Here is a 15269-nt window from a genome sequence, read left to right as displayed (position 1 = left end):
TTTTGGCTCATTGTTGCTCAGTCGTCCGTTGCACAACGGCTTCACCGAAGATAATTTCAAACTGAAGTCCTGCTATCCAAGCGCTCTTACGTTCTTCATCTAGCCCATCTCGTGGCCAATGCATGCCAACCCACGGCTCAACAAAGAACCAATCACGTAAATAGCGTTGTCGGTAAATCCCGCGAAAACCATAATCTCGCAACGATGCTGGATGGGCGGTTTCGCCGCGTGCCCACATTTCTCCGGCATAAGCACGATTACTGGATTGCAGGTAAAACAAGCTTGTCGAGGTACGCCAGCGGATGCCGTCGGTACGCTGAGCCAGAGTGGCGCGTCCAGACCAGCGACCAAGCCAGCGTTCACCCATACCGATTTCATAATCAAGGCGCTGGGCCACCCCAAAGCCATCACTATTTCGCCAGAAACCAACGGATTGCCAGCGAAGTTGGCTGCGGTCAGTTAGTTCAGTTTGCATGAGATAACGTGCGCGTAGGTAAGGATCAAAGCGCAATCCGCCACGAAAACCGGCTCCCAAGGAAAGTTTGCGCCGATTTTGAATAATTGGGTCATAACCCAGCCCGATCAGCCACTCATTGTCGGCATCGAGGCTGCGAATTAATGCGGGACGGCTGATATCATCGCCGGTGATAAATTCATCAAACCCCAATCGGCCAATAATCGCCGAGAATCGATTATCGAGATGGGGTAGATAAAACCGAGCACGTAAACTGCCTATTGTGCTCCAGCCATGAGCCTCGTCCCATCTCGGGCCGAGCGACAGCCGTCCTACCGATGTGGCTAATTTTGATGGGTCGGAGGGTTGATCGTCGAACCAGCGGGGATCGCCAAAAAAGCGATCCACCCAGCGTGCTGTGTTATCTACAGTTGAAGTGACGGTACGCTGTACGTGATCGATCCATTGTGTATCCTGCCGTTCATGCTTCGTGCGCTCATGTGCATTGTTTTCGGTGGATGCAGTGGTAATCCAGGGAGTTGCTGCACCTCTGTGACGCATTTCACTGGCCAGCGCGATTGATCCTTTTGGAGACCAAGGGCTGTTGCTCATTATCAAAACAATGAAAGAAAATCGAGCTAAATTCGATGTACGCAAAACATTTCACCCTGGATTGCAAATCATTACCAATAATCAGTTTATCTCACGGCAACATGGAAATGTTGCGATGTGCTACCTATATCAAACGCTGGTTCTGATATCTATTGTTTCTATATTGTATACAATGTGATTCGGATAATTATGCTTATCATTTATGCTATCAATCATTAGTATATGCATCATAGAAGCTGGTATGGGTAATAGATGTGATAAACCATAGTTTTATCAAGGTTTATCTGCTTAATCCTTGTTGATTAGTATAGATGAGGTTAGGGTTATTATCCTGAGCAGTGTAATTCTAATGAAAGACAAATGAAGTACTGTCAACCAGGAAGAACGTATCGTTAGTGTGGTTATTGATACCAATTCCGCTTTTTATCCAGGAGGACTAAAAATGAAAACTATATCGGTCAACTCTATGGCTATATGGATCAAGCATCTTATATCCGGATTGTTCATGACCATGGCGATGTTCATAGTCATACCCTCGCTAGCATCTGCTGCGGGCAGCACGCACGGTATTCTCGTATTGGCAACTGCCGATCTTGAGTCTTCAAATTGTGATTACGTTGGGGACGTATGGGGGAATTCAGGGTGGGGTAAATCTTCTCTGACGGTCTGGAAACATAAAGCGGAACACAGGGCTATGAAAATGGCAAAGGAACTTAACGCTACGCATGTGTACTGGGAAGGAAACTCGACAGGCGGATATGGTTCAAGTCCTCAAGCCTACGGAAAAGCGTATCGTTGCGATGGGTTGGGTAAATCCAACGAAATGGCATCTTCCGATAAGGACGCTAGCTCATCTAAAGCAACTCAGTTGAACTAGTCTTAGGTAATGTAATGGTAATGTAATACTTCAGATATCTCCTTGAATTGATGCTAGGCAGTTGCTTCGCTGTCTAGCATTTTTCTTTTAATTGGTCATTTCTGGATCCACTGACCATTTTCTTTTTGAATCCAAGTGCCTGCAGGAATTTTTTTGAATAATTCTATCGCATAAACTTTACCCACTTGATCGGCGCTAATACCCTGTTCAGCGGCTTTTTGCTGATAAATGGCGCGACGTTTTGCGTTAATGGCGTCAGCCGCCGCTTTCGCGCTTGACTGCCGTGCGACCACGTAACCGGTGAGACTTTCGCCAATTGCACCCGAAGCACGAAGCTGCTCAATGTTATCGGCCCACGCGGGTAATCCATAGAGTAGTAGTGGCAATAGCGCTGTATTGATGACTCCCCGCAGGAATTTTCTTCTATTGGGAATGCTAGGCATACGTAGCATGATATTCTCCTTATCGAACCGAATTTGCACTAGAAGATATTTGGATGGGTCTCAATGTCTTTTTTGGCTTCTTCTTCAAGCTTAACTCGCACATCGGCATCCAATTTGACGTTAAGGTTAATGGTAATGGGTTCTTGCGGTGCTTTCATTTCGACTGTAGGTGTGCAGGCAACGAGTGCTAGACAGCAAATCACGGGTAATACGATTTTAAGTGAGCAATCTGTCATTCGATGTATTTGGAACATGATCGGACTCCTTTTCTGATCGATTCTCGGGGTCTATGTGTTACCGGGATCGAATAGTGAGCATAATAGCTTATCAAATGAGACTGTATACAGTTTATCCGGACAAAATTTAACGTAACCTGAATAAACCACGCATCACTTCATTCGATAATCTGTACCCCTGGCTAATACTGTCCAGAATTTTACCGATATTGCTCTCAAGATTAATATTCAAACGAAACATCTGCCCATCTACCACATTAGGGTTATTGCCTAATAGGGAAAGGGTGGCGAGCAAATCGTGCTTGGCGGATTTGCTTAGTTTTAGCGTCAGTTCGGTATAATGAAAATCCTGCATGGCCTGAAGCAGCAAGTCCATTTCTTCGCCTGCGCCGGCCAATAATTGAGACGCTTTTGCTGACTTGAAATGCAACATGCCAGGGATTTCCGCCATAAGATGGCTGTCTCGGATAGTCATTTGATCACCTTCAAAGCAGATCGGAATAACCCCATCAAGGCGGCCATTGCCCGTTAACCCCTCTACTTGGATCAAATCGAAAAAGCTTTCAAGGTCGATATTATCCACACGCACTACAATGTCATTGCGGGTAGCAAATGGGTCGATGACGGTGGGCTCCAAGGAAATAATTCCGCCCAGTAAAAAAAGGCTTGCTTTCTCAAGCGCAATTTTGGGTGGCGTCCCCTCAATTCGATAGGAAACTGCCAAACTTTCTAGGGCGATGCCGGGGTCGATCCGGCGGATGGTGATAATTTGTTGTGACGCGCTTGCCGGTGATATGACATCGCTTAGATTCAGTGTCGCATTCAGGTCTGTTATTTGGACACCCTCATACACAAACGATAAATGATGAAAATCAAGCGTACCGCTACTGTAAATTTCATCCCGATTCCAGTTGACGCGTGCCGAAGCGCTCACGGTACCGCTCGCATCCTCAAGCCCGGCGAGTGCGGGTAGCAGTACTTCGGGTTGCAAACTACCCGGAGAAAATTCCAGGGGAATGATCTCCATTTGGAGACTGCCCTTGCCGCTATTGGGCGTGTATACACCTGACAGTGTCAGGTAGCGTAACGCCGGTGTGCCGCCGGTTACGCTAAGGGTTAATCTATCCGGCTGACCATGGGCGGGTTGGACATGACCAGAAATAGAAATGGGGGTAAAAAAAGGGGTGTCAGCTTGATGGCGTACTTGGCCGATGGTGAAGTCGATAAACTTGCCTGTCCCAGTGGCGCCGAGATGGAGTGTGGTTGCAATATTTTCCAGATGGATGGCGGGTTGCACCAGGGTCAGATTCGTCCCACGCAGGATACCTTTGCCCTGATAGGGGCTGCCAACCCTGTATTGTCCGCGCAATTCTACTTTTCCTGGATGAACGCGGGCTTCGATTTCATCCTTTTTTTGTTGGGCTATGCGCAGTGTTAGCGGGGCGGGGGCCGCAACAATATGATGATCAAAGCGCATGCCCTGTGGATGCTGCTTTAATTCAATATCCATTCGGGGGATAGAGACATTCAAGGTATCTTGAATTCTGAGGGTATCGATCGGATCGATCGCGCCGACTGACACCTTGCCTGCTTTTTGCAGATTGATGCGCAAAGAATCCTGATCGAAACTAATTTGCAGCGGCAAAGAGGCCGAAGTGCGGCGGGCAGTGATCGGCCCTGCAACTAAGCGATTGCTGTGGGCAAGCAGTTCGAGCTGACCCGAGCCACTTTCCGCTGATCCCTGGATATCGCCTATGAGCTTGAGCCGCTCTATGCTCATGCCGGCATAACGAACCCCTTCTGCTTGTAATGAAAGGTCGGCCAGCTTGAACCGGGTTAATTTGTTCTGGTTGTCCAAGGTGACTTCGACAGAAGTGCCGATAGCAGCTTGTGCATGTTTCGACGCAAGTATCACTGCGATAGCGCCATTTACATCAATAGTATCCTCATGTTGAATAAGGTTTATTTGAGGGGGTTGATCATTCGGACCGCTGATGAGTAAGCTTCCTCCCTCGGATAGCAGGTGAGCGCTCTCTGTGGTTAGACCTAAATCTGTAAGCCATTCAGTATTCAAGCGGGCTATTTGCAAGACATTCTTATCTATGAAAGATAGCCTGCCAACGCCGTTGGCAAGAGCCAGATGAAGGTTGAATTGGCTATTGAGATCGGTAATTTTTTGCGGGAAGCGGATTCCCTGCAGCTCGAGCTGAGCTTGCCCGTCCCACAAACTCTGTTGTAACCAGCTTCGGTTGATCGGGCTGTTGCGGTTTATCGCTTGAAAAGCGGGGGATTGCCCCTGAGCTGTTACTGTTAACGCCATCCTGCCTTTGTCGGGCTGACTAAAACCAAGCAACTGCCATGGAAAATCATGTGCTGCACCGCGTGCTTGCAAAGAAAAATCGAAGTCAGGCACTTTCAGCGCATGATGTACCGCACCCTTCCATTCAACTGTAAAGCTGTCGTGGGTTGTTCGTAGTGCCCCAGTCAGTCGCGCATGGGTCTCATCGAAACCTATTTGGATATTCGCTTGTTCAAAGTGATAATCGAATGCCGGTATTGCCGTCTGGCGGACAGATAGGCGCATGTCCGAGAGTGCCAATTCGGCATCGATGCGGTGTAGATGCGAGGGGGTCAACTTGAAAACAGCGCCCCCCGTGAGGTGCATGATACGCGCTTCAGGCAACTCCAGCTTGTCGCCTGAGACCGTCATTTCTCCTTGGATATTGCCCGTGTTATCCAGAGTTGCTGCCAGTGTGCTTGTAACTTGGCCTAATGAGCTGATTATTTTTGCATCGAAGTGCGCGGCCTGAGCATCCCTAAAGGGTTGTTCGATGTTGCCAGCCAGTTTGATTGCGATTGCTCCCCATGTTGATTGTATTTGGATCGCCGAATCGGCTATTGAAATGGCGGGCAGCTTGCGTGAGCCGGTATTTTTTTCCGATGATGAGATTAACGGTTGTAATGACCCTAGAGGCGGGAGTTCGCCTTGTAAGTCAACCACGACTTGCAAACCGTTTATTTCGACCGATTTAACCGTTCTGGCGAGTAAGTCAGAAAAACGCCAAGCAATACGCATCTCATCGATTTGTAGTTCCCGCTCGGTGCCTACGGACAAGTTTCGCAATTGCAGCGCATTAAAGGAAACTTCTTCGACTGTCAGTGAGTGAACCGCTATACCTTGCTTGTGGAGCTGGCCTCTGATGAGGGTTTCTAGTAGTGCGTGGCGAGAGAAGAATCCTATGCCGATGAGAAGTGCGAAACCGATCCATATCAACCGCCAGTGTGTAACGTGTTTATTCATAAGATCATGTCATTTTGTGGATCCAAAAGCTATGAAGGAGATCGCGTCTGAATAGGCTTTTCATCATAGCATAGCGAGGGGTTGAGGAAGAGTAGCGATAGTTGGGTAAAACTCACGCCGGAGGCGGTTTTGTAGATAATTAAAGTGTCGCTGACAGGAGCAACGCCAGCGCTTCAACCTGGTGACCCTGCCCCAGGGTGACTTCATCTATGATCGGCTCGATCTACCCCCGGCCAATGTTTACGAGGCTGAAGCCAACCAGCGGCGATCGTTGATGTATCCACCCAAGACGGTGGGCGAATATCTAGACGCGTTGCTAAAGTGGGGTCATATGCAGACCGTTAATCTGCTGATGGAGTGGAAAGTTGCGCTTTAACGGATTTCAGTTCAATTCGTAACCCGCAATCGAATCGGAGTGCACAATCTTCACTCCTCTGGAACTCATCCGGTTTCCTGCAACCGCAGTTCGGTGAATTCGTCGGCGAATGGGTTGATGCTTTTCATTTTTCCATCAAACAGCACGTTGATGTCCATGGTCGGTTGTACCTGGTTGTGGATTCTGTGTTTACTTGCCGGGTGTCGTTGAGCTGTGTCGGAATATCCTAAAATAACTTGCCAGCGTTCCGCTTTTCACATGCGTTGTCACCTGCTATATTAACGGTCGTATTTGCAAATTGAGCAGATTGTGTTCGTTTACCGCCAGAGAATTGGCGGCCCACCAGGAATCGAGGCAAACCGAAATGGCAAAGGCACCGGAAAATTTTGCAGAGAGGGTCAAAGAGGTCCGCCAGCAACTGGGGCTCAGCCAGGAAGAGCTGGCGCACGAGCTGGGCGTCAGTTTTTCCACGATCAACCGCTGGGAAAATAGCAAGACGGTTCCGTTCAAACTGGCGAGAAGGCAGTTCGAAGCTTTTTGTGAGCGGATGAAAGAACAGGGAATGTTGATCTGATGAACAAGAAACAACTCTCTGAACGCGATATCTGCACTAAGTACATAACGCCCGCCCTGGACAAGGCGGGCTGGGATGTCACGACTCAGGTCCGTGAAGAGTTTTCTCTCACCAACGGACGTATCATCGTGCGTGGAAAGCTGCATACCCGCGCCAAGCGCAAGCGCGCCGATTATGTGCTGTTTTACAAGCCGAATATCCCCATTGCCATCATTGAGGTCAAGGACAACAACCATACTATTGGCGATGGCATGCAACAGGCGCTGGGTTATGCCGACATGCTGCAAGTGCCCTTTGTATTCAGCTCCAACGGCGACGGCTTTCTGTTTCACAACAAAATTGCCCCGGGCGGCGTTGTCGAGCGCGAGCTTGCCCTCCACGAATTTCCCGCTGCGGAAACACTGTGGCACTGGTGGGCGCAGCACCGTGGCTTGAACGAGCAGCAGAATGTGCTGGTCACGCAGGATTATTTCAGCGACGGCAGCGATAAAAGTCCGCGCTATTACCAGTTGCTGGCCATCAACAAGACCATCGAGGCGATAGCTCAGGGGCAAAATCGCATCCTGCTGGTTATGGCCACCGGCACGGGTAAGACCTACACTGCCTTCCAGATTATCTAGCGGTTGTGGAAGTCCAAGGTAAAAAAACGCATCCTGTTTCTTGCCGACCGTAACATTCTGGTCGACCAGACCATGACCAACGATTTCAAGCCGTTCGGCTCGGCCATGACCAAGATCCAGAAGCGGCAGGCCAACAAATCCTACGAGGTTTATCTTTCCCTCTATCAGGCTGTTACCGGCAACGAGGCAGAGAAAAACATCTACCGGCAGTTCAGCCCCGACTTTTTCGACCTCATCATCATTGATGAATGCCATCGGGGCAGCGCGGCTGCCGATTCGGCTTGGCGAGAAATCCTCGAATACTTCAGCTCCGCCACCCAGATCGGCCTTACTGCCACGCCCAAGGAAACCAAAGAAGTCTCCAACATCGACTACTTTGGTGACCCCATTTATACCTACAGCCTTCGGCAGGGCATCGATGACGGCTTTCTGGCCCCCTACAAGGTCGTGCGTATCGATCTCGACCGGGATTTGACCGGTTGGCGGCCCGACAAGGGCATGATCGACAAGTACGGCTTTGAAATCGAGGATCGCATCTACAACCAGAAGGATTTCGACAAAACCCTGGTCCTTGAACAGCGCACCCAGTTGGTGGCCAAAAAAATCACTGAGTTCCTCAAGCAGACCGACCGCTTCGATAAAGCCATCGTTTTCTGTGAAAACATCGACCATGCCGAGCGCATGCGCCAAGCCCTGGTCAATGAAAACGCCGACCTGGTGGCGCAGAACAGCAAATACGTCATGCGCATCACCGGCGACAACGAGGAAGGCAAGGCCGAGCTCGACAACTTCATCTTCCCGGAGAGTAAATACCCGGTTATTGCCACCACCTCCAAGCTGATGACTACCGGCGTGGATGCCCAGACCTGCAAACTCATCGTGCTCGACCAGCGCATTCAGTCCATGACCGAGTTCAAGCAGATCATCGGGCGCGGCACCCGCATCAACGAAGATTACGGCAAGTACTACTTCACCATCATTGACTTTAAAAAGGCCACCGAACTGTTTGCCGATCCTGATTTTGACGGTGAACCGGTGCAGATCTACGAACCAACGGGGGATCAGACACCGGTGCCGCCGGATGTGCCCTTTGAACCTGAAAGTGGGAGTGGCATCACCTACCCGGTAACCGGGGAAGACCAGGAATGGATCGGCATCAACGGACCCGGAGTAGCAGAGGAAGGCAGCATTCGTCGTTACGTCGTGGCCAATGTCGAGGTCAAGGTCGCCGCCGAACGCGTCCAGTATTTCGATGCCAACGGCAAATTGATCACCGAATCTCTTAAGGACTATACCCGCAAGGCACTGGCCAGGGAATATGCCACCTTCGACGATTTCCTCCGGCGCTGGAGCAGCACCGAGAAGAAGCAGGCTATTATCGACGAGTTGTCAGAACAGGGCGTTTTCTTCGATGCTCTTGCCGATGAGATCGGGCGGCAATCCGGCAAAGCCTTCGACCCCTTCGATCTGGTCTGCCACGTCGCCTGGGATATGCCGCCTCTCACCCGCAAGGAGCGGGCGGAACAGGTGAAGAAACGCAACTACTTCACCCGCTACGGAGAGCAGGCCCGCCGGGTGCTGGAAGCCCTGCTTGACAAGTACGCCGATGAAGGCGTAGCCCACATCGAAGAGACGCAGATTCTCACCATTGCCCCCTTTACCGAATTCGGCACCCCGCTGGAAATCATTCGCGCCTTTGGTGGACTGAATCAGTATCAGCAGGCAGTGCATGACCTGGAGGAGGCGCTGTATGCCGGGTAAGCAGGGAATCTCACACGAAGGCACGAAGACACGAAGGGACAAGGAAGAGCTTTCTCGGATTGTCGTGGATTGTGCGTACCGAATGCATGTTGAGATCGGGCCGGGTTTGCTGGAATCGGTGTATGAGGCAGTATTAGAAAAACTGTTATTGGGGAAAGGCCTTAAGGTAAGCCGACAGCAGGCCATTCCGATTGAGGTGATGGGACTTTCCATCAACGAAGGATTCAGGGCTGATTTGATCGTCGAGGATCTGCTACTGATTGAGCTCAAGTCAGTAGAAAAACTTGCGCCCGTTCATTCTAAGCAAGTTCTGACTTACCTGCATCTATTGAATCTCCCCCTCGGTCTCCTCATCAACTTCGGTGCTGCCACATTCAAAGAAGGCTGCAAACGCATCGTCAACGGCAAACAAGACTTCGTGTCTTCGTGCCTTCGTGTGAACCAATCAGGATAACAACTATGCAAGTTCTGACTCACCTGCGTCTATTGAATCTCCCCCTCGGTCTCCTCACCAACTTCGGCGCAGCCGCGTTCAAAGAAGGCTGCAAACGCATCGTCAACGGCAAACAAGACTTCGTGTCTTCGTGCCTTCGTGTGAACCAATCAGGATAACAACTATGCAAGTTCTGACTTACCTGCGTCTATTGAATCTCCTCCTCGGTCTCCTCATCAACTTCGGCGCTGCCACGTTCAAAGAAAGCTGCAAACGCATCGTCAACGGCAAACAAGACTTCGTGTCTTCGTGCCTTCGTGTGAACCAATCAGGATAACAACTATGCAAGTTCTGACTCACCTGCGTCTATTGAATCTCCTCCTCGGTCTCCTCATCAACTTCGGCGCAGCCACGTTCAAAGAAAGCTGCAAACGCATCGTCAACGGCAAACAAGACTTCGTGTCTTCGTGCCTTCGTGTGAACCAATCAGGATAACAACTATGCAAGTTCTGACTCACCTGCGTCTATTGAATCTCCCCCTCGGTCTCCTCACCAACTTCGGCGCAGCCGCGTTCAAAGAAGGCTGCAAACGCATCGTCAACGGCAAACAAGACTTCGTGTCTTCGTGCCTCCGTGTGAACCAATCAGGATAACAACTATGTCACTCACCACCCTGATCAAAGCCATACAGGACATCATGCGCAAGGATGTTGGCGTCGATGGCGACGCTCAGCGCATCAGCCAGATGGTCTGGCTGATTTTCCTGAAGATCTTCGACGACAAGGAACAAGAGTGGCAGCTCACCGTGCCCGGTTACAAATCGCCGCTGCCTAGCCGTTTCCGCTGGTCTAGCTGGGCCAAGAACCCCGAGGGGATGACAGGTGAGGAGCTGATCGACTTCGTCAACAATGACCTTTTCCCGGCACTCAAGAAACTGGCCACCGCCGCCGGTATCTCGTCCCATGGCAAGGTGGTCGGTTCGGTCTTCGAGGACGCTTACAACTACATGAAGTCCGGCACCCTGTTGCGCCAGGTGATCAACACTATCGAAGAGGATGTGGACTTCAACAAATCCGGCGACCGTCACCTGTTCAACGACATCTACGAAAAGATCCTTTCTGACCTGCAATCGGCCGGGAACGCGGGCGAGTACTACACACCCCGCGCCGTCACCCAGTTCATGGTCGATATGCTCGACCCGCAGCTCGGGCAATCCATTCTCGACCCGGCCTGCGGCACCGGCGGCTTTCTCACCTGCGCCATCGAGCACCTGAAACAGCAGGTTAAAACCGCCGACGACCGCAAGCGATTGCAGGAGTGTATCTTTGGGGTGGAGAAGAAACCGCTGCCGCACATGCTGGCCATGACCAACATGATGCTGCACGGCATCGATGTACCTACCAACGTTCGCCACGACAACACCCTGAGCCGACCGCTCAAGGATTACGGTCCTCGCGACCGGGTAGACTTGATCATCACCAATCCGCCCTTCGGCGGCATGGAAGAAGACGGCATCGAGAACAACTTCCCGCGCAAATACCAGACCCGTGAAACCGCCGATCTGTTCATGGCGCTGATCATGCATCTCTTGAAGCATCCCTCCAAAAATGGAGAGGGTGGGAAGGCAGCCGTGGTGCTGCCTGACGGCTTTCTGTTTGGCGAAGGTGTCAAGATCTCCCTCAAGCGCGAGTTGCTGGAGGAGTTCGACCTGCACACCATCGTGCGACTACCCAAGGGCGTGTTCAGCCCCTACACCAGCATCGCTACTAACATTCTATTCTTCGAAAAGGGCGGCCCGACCAACGAGGTTTGGTTCTTCGAGCACCCGTATCCCGAGGGCTACAAGTCCTACTCCCGCTCCAAACCTCTAACCATCGCCGAGTTCGATCTCGAAAAGGGTTGGTGGGGCGGAGCCTCCCGTCGTGGGCGTAAGACCACCGAGCAGGCCTGGAAGGTCTCCGCCAAAGAGCTGGCTGAGCGCAATTACAATCTCGACTGCAAGAACCCCCACGAGGTGGAGGTCAACCACCGTGATCCGGAAGAGTTGATGGCCGAGTACCAGCAGATCGTTCACCAGCTCGAAGCGGCGCAGCAGGCGTTGAAAGCCGAGTTGATGGCCTGTCTGTCGACAGACAAGCGGAGTAAGGCTTGACTGATTCATTGACACCCCTGTTGCTGGCGGGCGAAGGGTATCACACCGAGTTCAAGCAGAGCCTCGACAAATCCTTCGTCGAGGAGGCCTGTGCCTTCGCCAACTCGGGCGGAGGCAGGATTCTCCTAGGCGTCTCCGATAATGGTGTCATCAAGGGTGTCGACACTGGTAACGTCATGCGTTCCCGCGTGCAGGACACGCTGGGCCAGATCGAGTCGCGGCTGAGCTGCAACATCGAAGCGGTCGGCGATGTCCTCGTCGTCAAAATTCCCGAAGGGACGGAAAAACCCTACGGCTGTTCCCGTGGCTTTTTCATGCGCATGGGCGCCAATTCGCAAAAGCTCACCCGCAATCAGATCATCGAGTTCTTCCAGAAGGAAGGCCGCATCCGTTTCGATGAACTCAGTCATGCCAAGGCTGTTTATCCCGACGATTTCGACCCCGATGCCTTTGCCCACTTCCTGAAACTGGCCGGTATCAGCCCGAGCATTGACCGCGATACCCTGCTGCGCAACCTGGATTGCCTTACCGCCGACAACCGGTTAACAAATGCGGGCGTTCTCTTCTTTGCCAGGGACATCGATTTCCTGCTCAACCACGCCATTGTCGGCTGTGTCCTTTACAAGGGAAACGACAAGGTGCATATCCTGGACAAGAAGGACTTCAAGGCCAACCTGGTAGACAACATCGACAACGCTATGCTGTTCATCCAGCGGCATACTAAACTCCGCTATAAAATTGAACACTTGCGCCGCGAGGAGATTCCGGATTATCCCGAAGTGGCGCTGCGCGAGGCCGTCATCAACGCAGTCTGCCATCGGGACTACTTCGACAAACGCGCCAACGTATTGATCGAAGTGTTCGCCGATCGGGTCGTCATCACCAATCCCGGCGGATTGCCCAGCGGATTACCACCGGAGGAATTCGGCACCCGCAGTGTGGCCCGCAACCCCCTTATTGCCTCGCTGCTGCATCGCATCGACTACATCGAAAAAATCGGCACCGGCATCAACCGTATCCGCCAAGCGGTCGCCGAACACGGCGGCACCGAATTGGACCTGCGCTACAACGACTTCTTCACGGCCATCTTCCGAGCAAAGGTCGCCATGGAGCCAGGTGGGGAAATAGGTGGGTCAATCGGTGAGCAAGTCAGTGAGCAAGTCAGTGAGCAAGTCAGTGAGCAAGTCGCCAGAGTGTTGATTGCCTGTAAAACTCAGCCACAGTCAAAGGCCGAATTGCTTGAGGCAATCGGCCTGGCGAATGTTTACCTGAACTACAAGCGGCATCTGGTCCCGTTGATCGAGCAGGGAATCATCGAAATGACCATCCCTGACAAACCCCGAAGCCGCCTGCAGAAATACCACCTTACCGATAAAGGACGGGCTTTGCTGAACAAGGAGGGCGGCGATGAATAACGGAAACGTCTCACACGAAGGCGCGAAGATACGAAGGGTTGAAAATTTACGTCATACCCGCGCAGGTGGGTATCCAGGTTCGCGGCAACGATTTATCCAACCGCTTGTTGGACAATTTGGCCAACACCTTTCGGTATTTGTGACACAGACCGTGGCACAAATGATCGGCTCCATAAAAGTGCAGCAGGCTGCTGCACTATTTCCAGTTATTCAGGCCGGGAGGGGTATATGACCAGATCGCTCTCCTTCGTGCCTTCGCGCCTTCGTGTGAGCGATCTGCTGGAACAGCACTTCGACACCGCCTTTGCCGCACCCGATGGCATTGCCCGGCTGCGTGAGCTGATATTAACCCTCGCCATGCAGGGCAAGCTGGTGGAGCAGGACCCGAATGATCCGCCTGCTTCGGAGTTGCTGAAAGAGATTGAGAAAGAAAAGGCCTCACACGAAGGCACGAAGACACGAAGGAAAGAAAAACTGCCGCCCGTCAAGCCGGAGGAAGTGCCTTACGAACTGCCAAAGGGGTGGGAGTGGGTAAGGTTGGGTGACATCACAGATTACAATGGCAGAAACAACATCTCAGGGGATGAAATAACCCCCAATACATGGTTGTTGGATCTAGAGGATATTGAGAAGGGTACATCTCGTCTTCTCTACCGAGCAACATTCTCAGAGCGTCAATCAAAATCTACAAAATCAACCTTTCAGAAAGGCGATGTGCTCTACGGAAAGCTGCGGCCTTATCTCGACAAGGTAATCGTTGCCGATAGTGATGGCGTTTGTACAACGGAGATCGTACCGATCGTTCCGTTTCACGGCTTAAATGCTGAATTTCTCAAATGGCTACTCAAACGCCCAGCATTTCTGGCGCACGTCAATTCCCTGATGTATGGCGTAAAAATGCCGAGGCTTGGTACAGATGATGCCGTGATGAGTGTTCATCCTCTACCCCCCTTCCCCGAACAACACCGCATTGTCGCCCGCATCGACCAGTTGATGGCCCGTTGTGATGCGCTGGAAAAGCTGCGCAAGGAGCGGGAGGAGAAGCGGCTAGCTGTCCACGCCGCTGCCATCAAACAACTGCTCGATCCTTCTCTTTGCGCCTTTGCGCCTTCGCGTGAGGAAAATTCTTCAACCCTTCGTGCCTTCGTGCCTTCGTGTGAGCTATTCGCATTTCTAGACCAGCACTTCGGCGAACTCTACACCGTCAAGGAAAACGTCGCCGAACTGCGCAAGGCCATCCTCCAGCTCGCCGTCATGGGCCGCCTCGTCCCCCAAGACCCCAACGACCCGCCCGCCAGCGAACTGCTGAAAGAGATCGAAAAAGAAAGGGCCTCACACGAAGGCACGAAGACACGAAGGAAGGAAAAGCTGCCGCCCGTCAAACCGGAGGAAGTGCCTTACGAACTGCCGCAGGGGTGGGAATGGGTGAGATTGGGAGATTTAACAACGGAAATCGCAACTGGACCATTTGGATCAATGATCCACAAGAGTGACTATGTGTCGGATGGAATACCGCTAATCAATCCCTCACATATGATTGACGGAAAAATCGTACATGATTTGTCAGTTTCGGTCTCTCAGCGCATGGCAAAAAAGCTAAGTTCTTACAGGCTATTTGAAAACGACATTGTAATGGCTCGACGTGGAGAAATGGGTAGGTGCGCCATTGTCACCGCCGAATCTGATGGTTTTTTGTGCGGAACAGGTAGTTTCGTCTTGAGGTTTATCGACAATATCGACCGGCAATACATTTTGAATCTGTTCAAAACAGAATATGCAAAAGAGTACCTTGGAGGCAATTCTGTTGGCACCACCATGACAAATCTTAATCATGGCATACTGAACAACATGCCGGTATTGCTGCCCCCTCTCCCCGAACAGCACCGCATTGTCGCCCGCATCGACCAGTTGATGGCCCTGTGCGACACGCTCGACCAGCAGATCGACGCCGCAACCGGCAAACAAATCGAACTCCTCAACGCCGTGATGGCCGCCGTATGAATACTACCTATCTA

The 15269-nt window shown here is 51.6% G+C and carries 15 protein-coding genes and 1 pseudogene; 12 read left to right on the top strand and 4 right to left on the bottom strand.

What is annotated here, in order from left to right; genetic code table 11:
• Positions 1-7: 7 nt before the first annotated feature.
• On the bottom strand, positions 8-1066 hold the full coding sequence (locus C8R30_RS10300; protein WP_107790074.1) for a hypothetical protein: 1059 nt from the start codon (positions 1064-1066) through the stop codon (positions 8-10).
• Positions 1067-1508: 442 nt separating this feature from the next.
• On the opposite strand from C8R30_RS10300, the gene C8R30_RS10295 reads away from it, so the two are divergent.
• The gene (locus C8R30_RS10295; protein WP_090669905.1) at positions 1509-1943 is read left to right on the top strand and encodes a hypothetical protein; all 435 of its coding nucleotides are present in this window, start codon (positions 1509-1511) and stop codon (positions 1941-1943) included.
• 95 nt (positions 1944-2038) lie between these two features.
• Here C8R30_RS10295 and C8R30_RS10290 read toward each other — a convergent pair whose 3' ends face one another.
• From C8R30_RS10290 to C8R30_RS10280, 3 genes are all read right to left on the bottom strand, one after another.
• Positions 2039-2395 (bottom strand): DUF1318 domain-containing protein, encoded by a 357-nt coding sequence (locus tag C8R30_RS10290; RefSeq protein WP_239654129.1) that lies wholly within the window; start codon positions 2393-2395, stop codon positions 2039-2041.
• Positions 2396-2424: 29 nt separating this feature from the next.
• Complete coding sequence (locus C8R30_RS10285; protein WP_090669908.1) at positions 2425-2640, bottom strand: YnbE family lipoprotein; 216 nt, start codon at positions 2638-2640, stop codon at positions 2425-2427.
• A gap of 109 nt (positions 2641-2749) precedes the next feature.
• Positions 2750-5923 (bottom strand): intermembrane phospholipid transport protein YdbH family protein, encoded by a 3174-nt coding sequence (locus C8R30_RS10280; RefSeq protein ID WP_107790073.1) that lies wholly within the window; start codon positions 5921-5923, stop codon positions 2750-2752.
• A gap of 181 nt (positions 5924-6104) precedes the next feature.
• Between C8R30_RS10280 and C8R30_RS10275 the strand changes: the two genes are divergently transcribed.
• From C8R30_RS10275 to C8R30_RS10220, 11 genes and pseudogenes are all read left to right on the top strand, one after another.
• Positions 6105-6299, top strand: coding sequence for a VapC50 family PIN domain-containing toxin (locus C8R30_RS10275; protein ID WP_090669913.1), 195 nt, complete (start codon positions 6105-6107; stop codon positions 6297-6299).
• Positions 6300-6663: 364 nt separating this feature from the next.
• On the top strand, positions 6664-6873 hold the full coding sequence (locus C8R30_RS10270) for a helix-turn-helix domain-containing protein (protein WP_090669917.1): 210 nt from the start codon (positions 6664-6666) through the stop codon (positions 6871-6873).
• Positions 6870-9254 (top strand): annotated as a pseudogene (gene hsdR, locus C8R30_RS16670) (EcoAI/FtnUII family type I restriction enzme subunit R). Before C8R30_RS10270 ends, hsdR begins: the two are co-directional and overlap by 4 nt.
• Positions 9244-9708 (top strand): GxxExxY protein, encoded by a 465-nt coding sequence (locus tag C8R30_RS10260; RefSeq protein ID WP_107790072.1) that lies wholly within the window; start codon positions 9244-9246, stop codon positions 9706-9708. Before hsdR ends, C8R30_RS10260 begins: the two are co-directional and overlap by 11 nt.
• A 5-nt stretch (positions 9709-9713) precedes the next feature.
• Positions 9714-9866 carry a GxxExxY protein gene (locus tag C8R30_RS10255; RefSeq protein ID WP_181258732.1) on the top strand — a complete coding sequence of 51 codons (153 nt, stop codon included), beginning with the start codon at positions 9714-9716 and terminating at the stop codon, positions 9864-9866.
• A gap of 5 nt (positions 9867-9871) precedes the next feature.
• On the top strand, positions 9872-10024 hold the full coding sequence (locus tag C8R30_RS16665; RefSeq protein ID WP_107783476.1) for a GxxExxY protein: 153 nt from the start codon (positions 9872-9874) through the stop codon (positions 10022-10024).
• Between the two features lie 5 nt (positions 10025-10029).
• Entirely contained in the window at positions 10030-10182 is a 153-nt protein-coding gene (locus C8R30_RS16660) for a GxxExxY protein (protein ID WP_107790071.1), read from the top strand.
• A 163-nt stretch (positions 10183-10345) separates the two neighbouring features.
• Entirely contained in the window at positions 10346-11839 is a 1494-nt protein-coding gene (locus C8R30_RS10235) for a type I restriction-modification system subunit M (RefSeq protein ID WP_107790070.1), read from the top strand.
• Positions 11836-13254 (top strand): AlbA family DNA-binding domain-containing protein, encoded by a 1419-nt coding sequence (locus tag C8R30_RS10230; RefSeq protein ID WP_107790069.1) that lies wholly within the window; start codon positions 11836-11838, stop codon positions 13252-13254. The genes C8R30_RS10235 and C8R30_RS10230 overlap by 4 nt, the downstream gene beginning before the upstream one ends.
• The gene (locus C8R30_RS10225) at positions 13247-13486 is read left to right on the top strand and encodes a hypothetical protein (RefSeq protein WP_107790068.1); all 240 of its coding nucleotides are present in this window, start codon (positions 13247-13249) and stop codon (positions 13484-13486) included. The genes C8R30_RS10230 and C8R30_RS10225 overlap by 8 nt, the downstream gene beginning before the upstream one ends.
• Positions 13483-15255: a restriction endonuclease subunit S gene (locus C8R30_RS10220; protein ID WP_107790067.1), complete on the top strand. Its 1773-nt coding sequence runs from the start codon at positions 13483-13485 to the stop codon at positions 15253-15255. Before C8R30_RS10225 ends, C8R30_RS10220 begins: the two co-directional genes overlap by 4 nt.
• The last annotated feature ends 14 nt before the right edge of the window (positions 15256-15269 follow it).

The organism is Nitrosomonas nitrosa (genome assembly GCF_003051105.1).
In the GTDB taxonomy this organism is placed as follows: domain Bacteria; phylum Pseudomonadota; class Gammaproteobacteria; order Burkholderiales; family Nitrosomonadaceae; genus Nitrosomonas; species Nitrosomonas nitrosa.
The sequence above is the reverse complement of the archived record's forward strand: the minus strand, read 5'-3'. Positions and strand labels throughout refer to the sequence as shown.